This is a genomic window from Singulisphaera sp. GP187 (assembly GCF_900129635.1).
Classification (GTDB): domain Bacteria; phylum Planctomycetota; class Planctomycetia; order Isosphaerales; family Isosphaeraceae; genus Singulisphaera.
Genome location: NZ_FSRB01000001.1, coordinates 327,005 through 342,398, shown reverse-complemented (window position 1 = coordinate 342,398; position 15,394 = coordinate 327,005). Strand labels below are relative to the sequence as shown.

Sequence of the window (15,394 nt, the reverse complement as noted above, 5' to 3'; positions counted from 1 at the left end):
ATGCCGCTCATGATCGTCCAAGGGATCGCCGTTCAAGGTGATCAAACCCGCCTCGTCATCAGCGAGCCGGGGACTCGCGAGGGCGCCGCCATCACGATCCGTTCGCTTTGGTTCGGCCCTGTCCCTGCACGTTTCCAGCTCGGCGATCAGATTGAGCTTGGGGAAACGTCGTCCCTCTGGTTCCCGCGCGGGGTCGCGACTGACGGTATCACGATCGACCATATCGTGACATGAAAACTCTCCAGCCCATCAACTAAGGCGAAACTCGATGTCCGACACAACCCTTCGTCTCCGCTACCCCACGGGCGCAAATCTCTACGCCCAGATTGAAGGTGGCGGCGGCGTTTGGAATGGCACCGCCTACGTCGCATTCGTTAATGCGGATTGGGCCACCTATGCGACCCTTGTCACGGAGACGCCCGCCGGCAGCGGCCGCTACGTCTGCCAGTTCCCGACCGCCTCGCCGCCGGGCAACTACTCGTGGTCGATTTACCTCCGGGCCGGCGGTTCCGCCGCACTGGGCGACGTAGCGATCGGTCAAGGCGACGGCTACTGGGACGGGACCACGTTCGGGGGAACCTCCAAGGTCACGGACGGAATCACGGTCGCCGACCTGCCCAGTCCCGCGCCCAACGGTTACGGCCCCATCGGCACCGGCTCCGTCACGGTGAATCAGGACTATCCGACCGCCGGCAACCTCAGCTACCAAACGGTCGGTGGGCAGGGGATCGGGGGGGCCTTGGTGCGCGCCTACCTCGCGTCGGAGTACGCGTCCAACCCGAACGCGGCCACGATCCGGGGGCAGACCCTCACTCTCGACACCGGCGCCTGGGCCAACAACATCGACCTCGACCCGGAAGACTACAAGATCACGTTCAAGGCGGACGGCTATGAACTGCTCGTCATCGACCTCAGTGTGAGCTAAGCGCCCATGCCCGCAGTCCCGACACCGATTACGAACCCCGATCCGGTTGATCTGATCACCGTCCCCGACGCGACCAACGTCCTGTTGGCCGGCGGTGTCACGCTCACCACGGCGCAAGCCGCGATCCTGGGAAACCTGATTACCGCCGCCTCGCGTGAGATCATCCGGTATTGCAGCCGGAAGTTCGGCCTCGCGACCTACACCGAGATCGTGACGCCCGAGGGGGGTCGGCAGGACCGGGGCGAATCCGACTCGGCCAAACTGTCCGCCTTCCCGGTGCAGTCGGTCGCGAGCGTCACGACGGGACGATCGTCCGTTTTGACGGTCACCAACTCCGACCCGGCCACGAACCAGTTTGCGAGCGTCGCGTTCACTCTGACCGGCGACGTCGAGTATCTCGACCTCGCCTACACCGGCCTGAGCCTGAGCCGAACCGCGAGCGGGGTCACGACCAGGACCACGCTCAGCTTCACCTCGTACGTCACGCTGGGAGCTCTGGCCACGGCGATCAACACCCTCGGCGCCGGCTGGAACGCTCGGATTCAGTCGAGCTATGAGTGCTACCCCTCGGCGAGTCTCGTGGGGGTTCGCGAGCCCAAGAACGCCCTCGGCAATGGGGCGGTGCTCGACCTGTTCACGACGTCGGCAACCCGCTACGACATCGACCGTGCCACCGGAATCCTGCGGTGCCACGGCTGGGGAGGAAATGGCTTCGGCGCTGCGTTCGGCGCCCCCTCCGGAGCCTCATGGGAGGGCGCCGGAGGCGATGGCGGAAGTGGGTGCTCGGGTCAGTACCAGGTCACGTATCAGGCCGGGTGGGCCACGATCCCCGAGAACTTGCAGCAGGTTTGCGCGGAGGTCGTCAAGGGGATCTTTGCCCGACTCGATGGCGATCCCTCGCTCAAGAGCGAGACCGCCGACAAGTATTCATGGACGGCCAAGGACGCCATGACGAGCCTCCCGGACTGGGCGACGAGCGTGCTTGGCTACTACAAAGACTGGAGCGTTTAAGTGTGCGTTCCCCTTCCGCTCGCTGCCTTCCGAACCGCGTCGCGCTCTTTCGCTTCTCCCCGACCCAAGACGAGGACGCGGGCGTCGACGCCAACTCCTACGGCGCGGCCTTCGCCACCGACGTTCCCTGCTCGGTCCAGCCCGCCGAACCCGAGCGGTTCCTGGACAACGACACGGCCCGACTGATCCAGAAAACTCGGTGGAACGTTTTGTTCCGCGACAACTATTCCCTCGTCGCCGACGACAAGATCGTCTGGGCCGATGACGTCGGCGTGAACCACCACCTTTTCGTCCACGGCAACGCCGACCAGGCGGGACGGGGGGCGGCCTTCGTGGTCTCCTGCGAGGAACGAACATGAGTTCAGCCCCCGACCTGCCCGCCGCGATGATCGCGTGGCTCCGGGCCAGCCCCAGCGTCGTGGCGGCCTTCGCGGAGAACACGGCTTCGCCCACGACCACCAAGTTCTGGGCCGACGAGGCGCGTCGGGGCGTTGGCTTACCGTGGGCCGTCTACGAGGAAACCGGCAGCGATCTGATCTACATGACAGTCACCGAAAGTGTCGCCCCGTCGATCGAGACCGGGCAGATCCGCTTCACGGTGGTGTCGGCCGAGAAGAAAAGAACGCGCGATCTGGGTCGGCTCGTGGCGGAGACCCTGAACGACGCGCCGCTCGTTTTCGACGATGGCTTACTCATGAACCTTCGGGCTCGTACCCCGTTTTCCGTCCCGATCGAGCACGTCAGCGCCGACCATCCGGCCGCCTACGCTCGCGTGATCGTATTCGATTTCATGGTGAATCGTGCTCGGCCCATCTGAGTCGGCCTTTCCCATTTTTCGCATCAAGCCGTCTTGCTCTTTCTCTTCCGCCAATCCACACCGACCTCCAAACGATGAGGTGGCCTCATGGCCGTCGTCACTGGAACCGTACAGCTTGTCACAGGCTTCAACCAGACGGTCACGTCTGGTCTCGTCACCACCCAGACCTTGCCCGCGTCGATCGCGCTGACCACCCAGTACGCCAATGGGACTGGGGCGGGCCAGGTCGACCTGATCTACGCCAAACAGATCGCGTTGGTGGCGAGCACTCCGCAAACGCTCGACCTCACGGCCCTTACCGATCTCTCAGGAGCGTCGGTCAACTTCGCACGTGTGCGAGAGTTGGTCGTCCAGGTCGTGACCACCACGAGTGCCTTCAACGTCATCGTTGGGGCGGCAGCCGCGAACCCCTGGGCACCGATCTGGGGCGCCACCGGCACTGACACCGTGTTCGCCGGGTCGATTCGCTACTTCACCGATCCGACGTCGGTCGGCGCCGGGGTCGGTGCAGTCACGAGCGGCACGAGCAAGACGCTCAAGCTCGACCCGGGCAGCAACAACGTCACGATCAACCTGCTCATTGCGGGTTGTACCGCCGTCTCCTGACCGTCCGTCCCCATGATGCGACAACCCGACGCCCCCACTGAGGCAATCTCTGATGCCCAATACGTTCATCCACGGATACAAAGGCAAGTTCCTGATCGGCGCGACCGATTTCGCCGTCACCGACTTCAACCTCGATTGGGAAGTGGACGCCGATGACATCACTCACACCGGTGCAGGCGGTTCCCAGGTCGTGCTCGACGGCGTCGAGCGATTCGAAGGCACAATCACGTTTATTTATGACACCAGCAACAAGCCGACGGTCGCCCCCCAGCAGCTCAAACCGCGGACCTTCGCCGTCGTCCACCTGAAGCCCGACGGCACCGATGACTTCTCCGCCACAGTCCTCTGCTACAAGTTCGCGTTCAAGAGCGGCCCCAAGGCCGGAGCCGTCGCCGTGACCGTGAATGTCAAGAGCTCGAGCGCCATCACCTACCCAGTGAGCTAAAAACCAGTCCCGTGGCCAAGGTGACGCCGCCCCAACCGATGCCGAAACGAACCCGGGTACAGGTCAAGAAAGTTGGCTCCCCCTCCCCCCCTGAGACCGCAGGCGAGACGCCCGCGGCCCCAGGGACTAAATGCAAATGCAATTAAGATTTGAGATATCCCAATGAATTTGCCCAACGTCACCAACGCTCCGCGAATCATCGTACTCGACGGGACGGCCTACCGGGCCCGCACGCTCACTCTCGGTCAGCTCGGTGAGATCTTGGCCTGGCTCGAGGACCGACTCCCGCAAGATGACGACGACAAAAACAATCGCGTGGGGCCGCCCTTGTTCTCGAGTGAGGCATCCAGGCTCGCCCTGGCAACGACCGATGGCTTGGCCGTGATCCTCCACCTGTCGCTCCTGTCCTGCCAACCCAGCCTGACGCGAGACCAGGCGAGATCGCTTGCGGCCACGATGACGGTCGAAGACGAAGCACAACTCCACTCGACCGCATTCCGGCGCGGGCTTGCCCACGGTCGGACCGGCGGCGATCGCCCCCCGAAGGATCTGGCCGAGGTGAATTGGGGCGAGATCTTCGAGTCGCTCACGGACCATCGGGCGGACGCCTACGAAGGAGTGAGCGCGATCACGCTCGATCAGCTTGACAACCTTGTCAGCCGCGGTGAGTCAGGCGCCGAAGCGCTACTGTCACCGAGCGATGTGCAGGCTCTCTGGGAGGCCGCGCCAGGACCGGAATTCCTCGTGACAGGAGCTGCCTCCGATGCTTGTTGATCCCAGCGTAATCGCCCTCGCCCGCGCCATTCACGAAGCCGGGGCCAAGGGCGTTGACGAAGCGAACCAGGAAATCCTCGCCCTCGAGACCAACCTCACAAGCCTCGGCACCGCCCATGAACAAGGCAAACTCAAGATCACGGAATACGCCCACGAGTGCGAACGCCTCCGCGTCCAGATCGAGCGGCTGAAATCAGCCCTCGCGGCGGCCAAGACGGAGACGGAGACGGCGGTCACCCACCCGCCAGTCGTGAATTCGACGGCACGCCGGGACGGCCCGACCTTGATGCAGCTCGGCTTGCAGGATCAAGGCGCCGCCGACCGCGAGGCGAGCCGACTCGCGAACGCTCTCGAATCGTCCGGATACAACACGATCCTCAGAGCAGCCGAGCGCGGAGCGAATGCCCTTCGATTGAGCGTCGAAACGGCCCTGGCCAAGGCGGGAGTCTCGTCCCATGATCTCGACGATTTCACGACTCGAGTGACGGACAAGCTATCGGCATGGGTCGACAACAACGTCAAAGGGCGAGCCAGCCCCATGAGGTCCCTCGACACCGAGGCGCGAGCGGAACGGCCCAACGAAGCGATCGAGCCGACCCCAAACCCAAATTCACAGTCGGAGCAGCCATCAGCATCAACGGCAACAGCCATGCACACGATTGACTCCAAAGTCATCTCCAGCAAGCAATACCTTGACAGGATGCTGGTGGCCGGCTTCTCGAAGCCGACCGAGCAGGACAAGATCGCGGCCAGGCAACTCGACGAGCAGAAGAACACGAACAAAAAGCTCGACGGGCTCACGAAGGCGGTCATGGACCGGAACAGACAGGGCGACGTCGCCCGATTCGCGCGGGGGAGGACTTGATCGCATGGCGACGACCATCAACGGAATCGTCTGTCAGGAGCTCCGTGAAGGCTTCGACGAGGGCATCCACCGCGAGGGGCCGGTCGCGACCAAAAAGTTCCTCTGCAACTGGGCCGACCGCTACGCCGTGGCGAACGGCCTCCTCGGGCTCGTCACCCACTCGGGAGGCGTCGGCGGCACCACCACCTTCACCACACCCGCGCGCTATCCCGAGAGCAACAACATGTTCGCTCGCGAGATTTCCATCGAGGGCAAGGGCAAGGCCACGCAGGGTCCGTTGCAAATTCAGTTCGCGCAGGCCGTGATCACGGTCAACTACAACGTCCCTCAGTTCAACTACCTGCCCAATCCCGACATCTCGCTCGACCCCACCGCCCCCTATGTCTACGCGACCCAGGAGATCGACTTCGGCCGCGAGTTCGTCACCATCGAGAAGTCGGCGGTCACGCTGGCCAACGGGCACAAGCTGAAGGATCTGCCCTACGCGTTCCCGATCGCCCAGGCGGTCATGACGATCCAGTTGCATCAAGTGCCGTATCTGCCCGCCGCGCAGATTCTCACGGCCATGCAGCAGCCGCTCAACGACGCGACCTTCCTGGGAGTCGCCCCGGGCTACCTGATGTTCAACGGGTGCAAGAGCCACACCGAGGCGAGCACGGACGCCACCTACACCCAGTCATTAACTTACGTCTTCGCCTACCGCCCGATCCTCCGCTGGGACGAAGTGTTCGACCCCAACGGCGTCGACGGCCCCCAGCAGGCCCGCTACAACGGGGCCGCCATCCTCCTGCGGTCCGACCTGTCGAGCCTGATCCCGTCGGCCTATCGAGGGTAACCCATCGTGAAACTCCCGCGCGTCAAGCCGGGCGACCCGATCACCGACACCGACTTCAACCGGCTGATCGACGCCGCCAACCAGTGCAACCTCTCCGTCGGCCAGGGCGGAAGCCTGAACATGATCGCAGACCCGGACGGCTACGTGCTCGACGCCGTGACCTCCGAGCCCATCTGGGGCAAGGTCACGGGCCCGCTCGCAAGCGGGACGTACCCATTCACCGAGCAGTTCCCCGACTCCGGCGGGACCTGGACGGCGGGCACGCTGACGGATGTCGCTTACGAGGTCGAAGGCAACACGTCCGTCGCGACGAACACGTATATCCAGCTCTGGCGATCGGCGTCGGGCGACTGGCGCTTCCTCGCGGGGACCTGCTGACCCATGGCCAAACTCCAACACGTCAAGCCCGGCGCCCCGATCGAAGCCGACCTGTTCAACGCGATCGCCGCGAAGCTCGAGCGGTTCGCCAACCTTGCCGTGGCCGGCCGCTACCTCCGCCTCTGGTCCAGCCCGACCGGCAAATGCCTGGCCATGGCCATGCCCCAACCGACCTGGGCCCTCCTCTCGGGTTCAACCTCCCCCTACTCCTTCCAGGAAGTCCGCGACGCCGCCGCCGGCACCTGGGAGGTCATGGCCAACGGCGACCGCGGAACGACCAACGTCTACGAGCTCAACGACAAGCCGGGCCTGGCCGGCAAGGTCGTGCCGATCACCTGGACCGCCGCCGGCGATTGGCGGTTCCAGTGGGTCGGTTTTGGAACGCCGACGTGTGAGAACGGCCGGATCTGCGTCACGATCGACAGCGACGGATGCTCACCCGCGACCCCCGTCTACGGCGCCACGGTCACCATCCACGACTCGGCCGATCCCCCGAACCTCGTCGCCACCGGCCTCACCTCCGGGACCCTCACCGGGCTGACTCTCTCCCACTCGGGATCCGGTTACACCAACGGAACCGGCTACCCCCTCGGCATCAGCGGCGACGGCAGCGGTGCCGCCGGCACCTTCGACGTCGTCGGTGGCCAGATCACCAACCTTGTGTTGACCGACGGCGGCTCCCACTACACCTCAGCAACCATCACCTTCCCAGGCGCTGGCCCAGGCACGGGCGCGGCAGCCTCGGCCACCGTGAAAGGCCAGTGCTGCCTCGAAATCCCCTCCGCGGGCAATTATGGCGTAACCGTCCAAGTCCCCGGAGCCACCGATCGCACCGCGACAATCAACGCCGTCTGCAACCAAGACAACCACGTGTCCGTGACCTTTCCGAGCGATTCACTGGGAACGGTCTGCTTCACATTCCTCCGCTGCACCTCATCCGGGACGATTTTTGTCCCCGGCGCAACGGTCTCAACCACCGGCACAGGAGTGGCCACAGGAACGGGCGACGCGAACGGCCAGCTATGCCTTCGAGTCGGCCACGGATCCTACACCGCCACGATCACGTACCCGTCAGGGGCAACGCGAACTCTGGCTTTCGAGGTCATGGCGTGCTCGACCACGAATGTCACCGTCACTTCGATCACATCGGTTTGCTTTGAAGCTCGCACCAACGCCCCGGGTTGCACAGGGAGCATCACCGTCACCAACGACGACGACGGCACGATCTTGGGAACGGGGTCGATCACGACAACATTTGACGGAGCATTTTATACAGGGCAGGTCTGTGTCATGATCACTGAAGTTTTTTTTGGCGACATCAACAATTTTGGCTACGACGTAAGTTGGCCGCTTCAGTCATACCACTCCTCTGCGGTTGTGGCCTGCTACCAGTCGTCAATCCCTCTCAACGCCGATTCGATCGGAGCTGGATGTTGAAACTCGCAAAAGAGTGTCTCGATTGTCCTCGGATTGCTGCAAACCTGACCATGCCCTGCATCGGGCAATATGTGAGGGACGGCTCGTATTGTCAGAAATCGGCCGAGGAGGATCCTGTGGCAACCGATCGAATCCTCAGTTGGTCTCCACCTCATGCCGAGGTGGTCTACAACTCTGACCAGCTGACCGTGAAACCAACCTTGAAGATTAATATCGCGAGAATCCAGCCTCAGGTTGCCGAGTCGCTCTTACTGCTAATCCGAATGAAGACATGCCAACACTGGCAAGCATCATCGACGTGCGGATGCGGAGTGAATCGCTGCTCTAAGGGGAAGGGAGTCGGAGGAAAGGTAGGACACCAAGATTGTTTTAATTGCCTACGTGATGTCAAAAGTGTTACTGCAAGGGACCGCCAACGGACTGAAACATCTGACTCGTGATATCGTCCAGTCCAACGTATTCTAGCATCGTGTTTGTATCGTTTCGCAGTTTGCCGCCAAATCGGACGCTTTGAATCGAACCAACGCGATCCGGGTCCACTCGACCTGCTTGGTTTTCGACCAGCAAGTTTGCCACATTCGAATAAGACATGGGTGACCCACTTGAATCCCGCAACGACTCTACGGCACCACTGGCGAGAGGAAAAACACTTCGATCGTCGATGGCCCTGTAGTTGACGCCGAGTTGCGCCACGCCGGGAATCTTGTCTGGACCACCCGAGAGGATGAGAAACCGGCTGTAATAGGCCCGTCGGACGTAGTAACCGGTATCGGTTCCGGTTGAGCGGTCCCAAAAGGTAGCATTAGAGGCAATCGTTCCCGATGTCGCCATTGGATCAACAAGCGTAATAAAATGAGCCATAAAAAACCTCGCTGCCCCACTTATCTTGCCGCTGGCTGTGCCATATTCGCCCGGAACCGCGTTATTGAAATCGCTTCCCCACCACGCGGGAGCCAACAAGGTTTGGTTGGGATCCAGCGGGTTCTGCTCGCGCGATTCATAAACGCTAGAGTACGGACCAGGAGTTCGGCCTTCGGCGACGTCGGCTCTTAGCTTTGCGAGATCTGGAAACCCTTTCTGCGAATCCGATCGGAACAGGATCGGCCAGCGATAGAACTGAAGCGGTTCGCCCCAAGCATCGACGAACTCAAGTAGACCGTCCCCATCGGTATCCTGGACCTCCTTGCTCGTGAAATCATCGCGGTCAAATACGCCTCCAGATACGCCGACCCCCTCGACGAGGATCGCGTAGAGCATCTCACTTCGGGCGGTCTTGTGCTTGTGCCTCGCAAGTCGCTCTTTGATCACGACTACTTCGGCCTCGGATAAATCCATCACTCCCTCGAAAAAGTCATCGATGTAACCGTCGCTGTTATTGTCGTTACCATCATACCCCTTCGAACAGTAGCCAAGTTGCTTATAAATGCCGGCGGACACTTCGAACGCGGCGCCATACATTCCTCTAACAGGGACTCCGCCTGCGTTAGCCCCAAGCGGCAGCATATAATCCGTCGCATTGCCCGCCACGCCAAACACCGCAGCCGCGAAGTTCACCGGATAGAACCCCGGGGTGACCACAGCCTTGGGTTGGACGAAAAAAACATCGGGAAGCACAGACCGGAGGTAGTCGAATTGAGCAATGACTTGAGCACGTTCAATGCTCTCGATGCGCTTCGCACCACGATGATGAAGAGCGGCCATCGTGTAGTGGGCCGGCGTCGGTTCAGCCCGATAGTTCGTCAGTGCGTCCACCCGGTCCGTCATCGCGGTTTCGAGCTTGGCGATCAAGGCGATGGTCGCCTTCTCCTCGGCACGACGGACACCACCCATCGCCGCACGAATGATAAAGGCAATAAGAATTCCAATAATTACTATCACTACCAATAATTCAATCAGCGTGAATCCGCGTTGCACCATGACCCAGTCCTCTCGAGTTGAGTTCGATGAGACGCTGGCTCTCCGTAGCTCCCATTACTGACATCTATCCAGTCAATCATGCCATCAATCAATGACTTATATCGAGGACCTTGCAATAAAAGCAAATCGAGCATTGGCCCTCTCAACCTAGGCAATCAATGGCCAATCACAAGATGTTCTTCGAACCGAAGTCCATCGTTATGATAATTCACAAAACGTATGCTCGACTCAAGCGCCAAGCAAATAATTAGCCGCTCGTTGATTTTTCTCAACAGGCTAAGGAATCGACCAGCGTTCGGCGGAGCCGGGACTGCCCGGAGCCGAGTCGCTCGCGCACGAGGGCCGCGATGGACATTGACGACGGATTACGCTCGGCCAACGACACAACTGCCGGCGAGATCATCGACGCTCTGAACCGGCGGTTCGTGAGGCGCAGCCAACCGACCGGTCGTTCGCCTGTGGGACGGCGAATGACCGTGGAGGAAATCCCAGTGATTCGGCTTCACGAAGGCGGTGGGAATTGGCGACGTGTTCCACACCTTAAGCCGGTCTGCTCGGTCGGCAAAGCCAGGGCATCGCGAGAGGCTTGACGGCATCCGGTCAATCACCAGGTGGAACCGGGCTGGACGAGTTGGATCGTTCAGCAGGTCAAGCGGCGTTTCATCACCACGTCACAGGCCAGGCTTTGTGAGAAAGTCCTGGTCTCGAGAATCGGCAATTGCAAAAGCCCCCTCTGCTCCCCGGAAAAGGGAGCAGAGGGGGAAAATCAAGCACCAGAGAGAGACAGGACTTGCTTACCCGAAGCCAAGGCAATTACTGAAGCGGGCCGCCAGTGCCCTGAAGGTTCTGGCTTGTGATGTCGTCTTGGCTGTAGTACTCGAGTTGGGAGTTGGTATCGTTGCGGCCATTCGTGCCAAACGTTGACAGCTTGCCAAACTGGTCAGCCCGGTTCAGATCGACCTTACCGCCTTGGCTTTCGATGAGCAGGTTGATGACCGCGCCTGGAGATACAGCAGCACCACTTGTATCTCTTGTGCCGGTGGTGCCACCCGGAATCTCGATCGTGCTCCGATCGTCGATGCCGGCGTAGTTAACTCCAAGTTGGGCGACGCCTGGCATCTTGTCTGGCCCCCCGGAGAGGATCAGAAAACGACTGTAGAACGCACGGCGGGGATAAATTGGCCCGGTGGCAGTCGGGCTCGCAACGGTCGAGCGATCCCAGAACGTGGCGCTAGACGGTGCTCCGGCGTTCAACGCGGTTGGATCGACGAGGCATGGCCCAAAATTATTCATAAACGTGATTGCTTGACCACTGAGCGAACCAGCGTTGACTCCAACGACAGCCGGGACGGCGGTATTGAAGCTGCTTCCCCACCACGCTGGTGCCACTAAGGTCTGGTTCGGATCGATGGGGTTTTGTTCGCGTGACTCGTAGGCGCTGGAGTAGGGACCAGGCTTGAGACCGGCGGCCGCGTCGAGTGTCAACTTCGCCGTGTCGGGGTAGCCCTTCTGCGAATCCGAGCGGTACAAGATCGGCCAGCGGTAGAATTGAAGCGGTTCGCCCCACGCGTCCACGAACTCCATTAGCCCGTCGCCGTCCGTATCCTGGACCTCTTTACTTGTGAAGTCGTCCTTGTCGAATGAGCTACCGTACACCCCACCGCCTTCGACAAGGATCGCGTAGAGCATCTCCGAACGAGCGGTCTTGTGCGTGTGCTTAGCGAGTCGTTGCAACACGACTGCCTGCTCAGCGGCCGGCAGACTCCCGATCCCTTCCAATGCGTCGTCTACACTGCCATCGCCGTTGTTGTCGTTGCCGTCGTAGCCCTTGGGATGATAGCCAAGTTGCTTATATAACCCGCCAGCGATTTCAAAGGCAGCGCCGTAGACTCCAGTGACCGTTCCGTTGCCCGCGTTGTCGGCTCCAATAGGAACGGTGGCGGTTGCTCCAGCGAAATTGAATGGGTAATCCCCCGCTGCGGTCGTCGAAGGATTCGCGTTTTGGACTACGAACACATCCGGAAGTTGCGCCCGGACGTAGTCGAACTGGGCAATGGCCTGGGCACGCTGGACGCTCTGAATCGGCTTCAGAGAGCCGTCTGGATTCAGCGACGTACCGTTATACAGTGATGCCAACGCGTAGTGAAACGGAGTCGGATCCGCCCGATAGGTTGTCAGCGCATCCACTCGGTCGGTGAACGCCTGCTCAAGCTTGGCGATCAAGGCGATGGTCGCCTTCTCCTCGGCGCGGCGGACGCCTCCCATGGCGGCCTTGAGGATGAAGGCGATGAGGATCCCGATGATCACCATGACGATCAGGAGTTCGATGAGCGTAAACCCGCGACGTCTCATGGTTCGGTCCTCAATCGACTAGAGGGGTAGCCGGATTCGCTGAACAAATCGTCTCGTCTGGCTTGATGCACTTCAATCACCGGCCGGGACGCGCTTTCGACCGGATCCTCCGCCTTATGAAGTTGATGGGCGGCGGCTTCTCGGGCGAAAGGCTGATGGTATCAGATCCCGGCATGGAGAACGACGACAGGATGATCTTGCTTGAAGGTCAAGGTTCTCGTGAACGTCGCGACTCGGGTGCGAGATGCTCCGCACCCACCGAATTTGACGTTCCCGAATCCGTCCGCGTGAGCCTTGGTTCACAGGCTTTGACCCGTGCCGCTGCAAGTCTCACCGTCCGACGAAAGCCATTGTGCTCATTGGGGTTAATCTGCGTGCTTGCGCCAGTATACCGTACTACGCCAGCGCAGGAAAAGAGATTGCCTGAATAGTTCTACGGGCGAGTCCGGGGATTTGTGACGGTCCGTCACCCTGAAATCGGGAACGCCCTGCCCGGCGGTCGCCGGAATTGCGGGTAACGGAGCCTTGCGACGACCTTGCCCCGAGCTTCTCGGACGGCTGACGGGGCACGGCAAGACCCTATGGCACCGAGACTTGGGCTATTTGAAGCTTGGGGGAATCGACGCCGATTCCCTCCTGAAACCCTGCCGCCACGCACCTTGGTTCGCTCCGCAATCCGTCGGCCGACCCCGTACGGCCCGGCCGATCCGCATCACGATTTTTGACCGTTCGCCCCTCAGCCCCGGCCCGTGGAGACTCAGCGGATGACGACCGACCCCGCTCTCGATGCCAATGCCGACGACGTGTTCGTCGAGGACGACGACGCTGCGCTCGAGGAGGAGATCCCGGACGTTTACGACGCGCAGACGGAGCGACTGAAGGTTTATGCAACGCTGCTCCGTGTCACCGTCCCCAAGATCGGCGCAACGACTCGCGACGAGTTTGGCAAGGAGGCCGAGATCGATCCCGACGTCTGCTCGGCGCGCAACCTGGCGATCATGGCGATCTTCGCCGACATCCGGCGGATCGCCGGTTTCGAGGAACGGCACCACCCTCCTGACCTGCCTTGACTGGAACAAATTTGGAACACCGAAGCACGACGCAAGCCGGATTCGGGCGGTTTGTTTACAGCGCTTGGCGGGTGTGACAGGATGGGTCGTCGCGTCCGGGTGCGGCCGTTGGGTCCAAAGTGCGCTTGCAACCTCTCGAACGGTCGGTCCTCCGCACTGCGTTGCCCGGCGCTCAATGGGAGCGGAAGAAGCACGCCCCCGCAACGGACCTCGTTTCATTCAAGAGGATCAAACGCGCATGAGTCATCGACTCTCACGTCGTCATTTCCTCGCCACCGTGGGCGCGGCCGCGGTTTCCATCGCCGGCGCGGCGCCTGGGAAAAAAGCACCACGACGGATCCTGCTTCGCTCCTCGTGGCAGACGATTAACATCGGCGACATCGCCCATACGCCGGGGATGCTCACCCTGCTGGAAACCCAGTCACCCGAGCCAGAGGTCACGCTCTGGCCGTCGTCGATCGACAACGGTGTAGAGGCGATGCTCCGGGCGCGGTTTCCCAGGCTCCGGATCGCCAAGACGGTGGAGGAGAAGAACGCCGCGCTCGAGGAGTGCGACGTCTGCTTGCACGGGTCGGGGCCTGGTTTCGTCGCCGCGGCCGACATCGCCAAGTGGCGGAAGACGGGCAAGCCGTACGTCATTGGCGGGATCACGCTCAATGATGCCGAGATCAAGGACAGGCGCGACCTGCTCGGCGACGCGAAAGCCGTCTTCTGCCGCGACACCGACTCGCTGCACGCCCTCGAGGCGAGCAAGTCCCCCTGCCCGCACCGGGAATTCGGGCCGGACGCGACCTTTTTCCTCGACCTCCGCGACGACTCGAAGGCCGACGCGTTTCTCCGTGAGCACGCCCTGGAGCCAGGGAAGTTCGCCTGCTTCGTCCCGCGCCTGCGTTATACGCCCTACTGGAAGATCCGCAAGAGCGTGAAGCCCGAGGAGGTCGCGAAGCGAGAAGCGGTGAACGAAGCGCACGCCGAGTCGGACCACGCCAAGCTCCGGGCCGCCATCGTCGGCTGGGTGCGGACCACGGGAAACAAGGCCCTGCTCTGTCCGGAGATGACGTACCAGGTCGAGTTGCTCCGCCCCCTGCTCTTCGATCGGCTTCCCGAGGATGTGAAGCCGCAGGTCGTCGTCCGCCCGGACTACTGGCTGACGGACGAGGCCGCCTCGACCTACGCGCGGGCCGCCGCCGTCGTCAGTTGCGAAATGCACTCGCCCATCATCGCCATCGCCAACGGCACCCCAGCCATCCACGTCCGCCAGCCCACGGATACGCGCAAGGGGCAAATGTGGCGCGACGTCGGTCTGGGCGACTGGCTCTTCGAGGTTGAGGCCGCCCAGGGTGAAGAGATCTCGAATCGCCTGCTGGCACTCGTTCGCGAACCCGAGGAAACCAAGGCCAAGATCGCCAAGGCCCGCGCGTTCATCGCCAAGCGCGGCCGGGCCATGACCGACGCTGTCGCCGCGGCCGTATGAGCCGAGTCTGGAGTCAGCCCCCCCTGGAAACGCATGCCGTTTCAGGGGGGTAGCTCCGATCACCTTGAATTCAGGAAGGCACTGGCCGCTTAAACAATCACCGCCTCAATGGTGACTGTGACTTCGTGCGCTCCGATGATGCCGCCGTTGACTCCTGACAGGCTCTTGAATGTCCACCTGACCTGCCGGTCGTTGCCGCGGGCGGAGGCCATCGCAGCCTGGATCGCGGTGTCGAGCGCTTCCTTGATGTCGCCTTGCTTCGAGGTTCCCTTGAAGACTTTGCCGTTCCCAAGTTCGTCGGCCGCGTTCGTTGCTCCCGCGGCGGACGCGAGAAGGACGCCCGAGGCCCCGGCTCCCAACGCGTTCAAAAAGTTGCGCCGATCGTTTCCAGTCGCCATGGTTTCTTGCGTCCTTTCGCTGAAAAAAAACATAAAGAAAGAGGAGTCTGTCACAAGGTAACCGAGCCGTCTGTCTACCCCGGAGGCCGA

At 61.6% G+C, this 15,394-nt stretch carries 17 protein-coding genes; 14 read left to right on the top strand and 3 right to left on the bottom strand.

The genetic code is table 11. From position 1 onward, the window contains the following. The 12 genes from BUS42_RS01435 to BUS42_RS01380 all read left to right on the top strand — a co-directional run bounded on the left by BUS42_RS01435 (window position 1) and on the right by BUS42_RS01380 (window position 8,093). Entirely contained in the window at window positions 1-234 is a 234-nt protein-coding gene (locus tag BUS42_RS01435) for a hypothetical protein (protein WP_074304663.1), read from the top strand. A gap of 34 nt (window positions 235-268) precedes the next feature. After that, window positions 269-925, top strand: a complete 657-nt coding sequence (locus tag BUS42_RS01430) for a hypothetical protein (protein ID WP_074304662.1) — start codon at window positions 269-271, stop codon at window positions 923-925. 6 nt (window positions 926-931) lie between these two features. Continuing rightward, window positions 932-1,936, top strand: coding sequence for a hypothetical protein (locus tag BUS42_RS01425; protein ID WP_074304608.1), 1,005 nt, complete (start codon window positions 932-934; stop codon window positions 1,934-1,936). Between the two features lie 2 nt (window positions 1,937-1,938). Then, window positions 1,939-2,295 (top strand): hypothetical protein, encoded by a 357-nt coding sequence (locus BUS42_RS01420; RefSeq protein WP_074304661.1) that lies wholly within the window; start codon window positions 1,939-1,941, stop codon window positions 2,293-2,295. After that, window positions 2,292-2,753 (top strand): tail completion protein gp17, encoded by a 462-nt coding sequence (locus BUS42_RS01415; protein WP_074304660.1) that lies wholly within the window; start codon window positions 2,292-2,294, stop codon window positions 2,751-2,753. Before BUS42_RS01420 ends, BUS42_RS01415 begins: the two co-directional genes overlap by 4 nt. A gap of 87 nt (window positions 2,754-2,840) precedes the next feature. Then, window positions 2,841-3,359 (top strand): hypothetical protein, encoded by a 519-nt coding sequence (locus tag BUS42_RS01410; protein ID WP_074304659.1) that lies wholly within the window; start codon window positions 2,841-2,843, stop codon window positions 3,357-3,359. Window positions 3,360-3,411: 52 nt separating this feature from the next. After that, complete coding sequence (locus tag BUS42_RS01405) at window positions 3,412-3,804, top strand: hypothetical protein (RefSeq protein WP_074304658.1); 393 nt, start codon at window positions 3,412-3,414, stop codon at window positions 3,802-3,804. A 162-nt stretch (window positions 3,805-3,966) separates the two neighbouring features. Further along, window positions 3,967-4,578, top strand: coding sequence for a hypothetical protein (locus BUS42_RS01400; protein ID WP_074304657.1), 612 nt, complete (start codon window positions 3,967-3,969; stop codon window positions 4,576-4,578). Beyond that, entirely contained in the window at window positions 4,568-5,443 is an 876-nt protein-coding gene (locus tag BUS42_RS01395; protein WP_074304656.1) for a hypothetical protein, read from the top strand. The genes BUS42_RS01400 and BUS42_RS01395 overlap by 11 nt, the downstream gene beginning before the upstream one ends. A gap of 4 nt (window positions 5,444-5,447) precedes the next feature. Next, window positions 5,448-6,278 carry a hypothetical protein gene (locus BUS42_RS01390; protein ID WP_074304655.1) on the top strand — a complete coding sequence of 277 codons (831 nt, stop codon included), beginning with the start codon at window positions 5,448-5,450 and terminating at the stop codon, window positions 6,276-6,278. A 6-nt stretch (window positions 6,279-6,284) separates the two neighbouring features. Beyond that, entirely contained in the window at window positions 6,285-6,656 is a 372-nt protein-coding gene (locus BUS42_RS01385) for a hypothetical protein (protein WP_074304654.1), read from the top strand. A gap of 3 nt (window positions 6,657-6,659) precedes the next feature. Beyond that, the gene (locus tag BUS42_RS01380; RefSeq protein WP_074304653.1) at window positions 6,660-8,093 is read left to right on the top strand and encodes a hypothetical protein; all 1,434 of its coding nucleotides are present in this window, start codon (window positions 6,660-6,662) and stop codon (window positions 8,091-8,093) included. Window positions 8,094-8,489: 396 nt separating this feature from the next. Here the strand turns inward: BUS42_RS01380 and BUS42_RS01375 are convergent, their stop codons facing one another. Continuing rightward, window positions 8,490-10,010, bottom strand: coding sequence for a prepilin-type N-terminal cleavage/methylation domain-containing protein (locus tag BUS42_RS01375; RefSeq protein WP_074304652.1), 1,521 nt, complete (start codon window positions 10,008-10,010; stop codon window positions 8,490-8,492). A gap of 813 nt (window positions 10,011-10,823) precedes the next feature. Next, a complete protein-coding gene (locus BUS42_RS01365) occupies window positions 10,824-12,362 on the bottom strand; it encodes a type II secretion system protein (RefSeq protein ID WP_074304650.1) in 1,539 nt (512 codons plus the stop codon). A gap of 764 nt (window positions 12,363-13,126) precedes the next feature. Between BUS42_RS01365 and BUS42_RS01360 the strand changes: the two genes are divergently transcribed. Together BUS42_RS01360 and BUS42_RS01355 are read left to right on the top strand one after the other, a co-directional pair. Continuing rightward, window positions 13,127-13,432: a hypothetical protein gene (locus BUS42_RS01360; RefSeq protein WP_074304649.1), complete on the top strand. Its 306-nt coding sequence runs from the start codon at window positions 13,127-13,129 to the stop codon at window positions 13,430-13,432. A 238-nt stretch (window positions 13,433-13,670) separates the two neighbouring features. Further along, window positions 13,671-14,906: a polysaccharide pyruvyl transferase family protein gene (locus BUS42_RS01355; protein WP_074304648.1), complete on the top strand. Its 1,236-nt coding sequence runs from the start codon at window positions 13,671-13,673 to the stop codon at window positions 14,904-14,906. A gap of 89 nt (window positions 14,907-14,995) precedes the next feature. On the opposite strand, the gene BUS42_RS01350 is transcribed toward BUS42_RS01355, so the two are convergent. After that, on the bottom strand, window positions 14,996-15,304 hold the full coding sequence (locus BUS42_RS01350; protein WP_074304647.1) for a hypothetical protein: 309 nt from the start codon (window positions 15,302-15,304) through the stop codon (window positions 14,996-14,998). Window positions 15,305-15,394 lie beyond the last annotated feature (90 nt).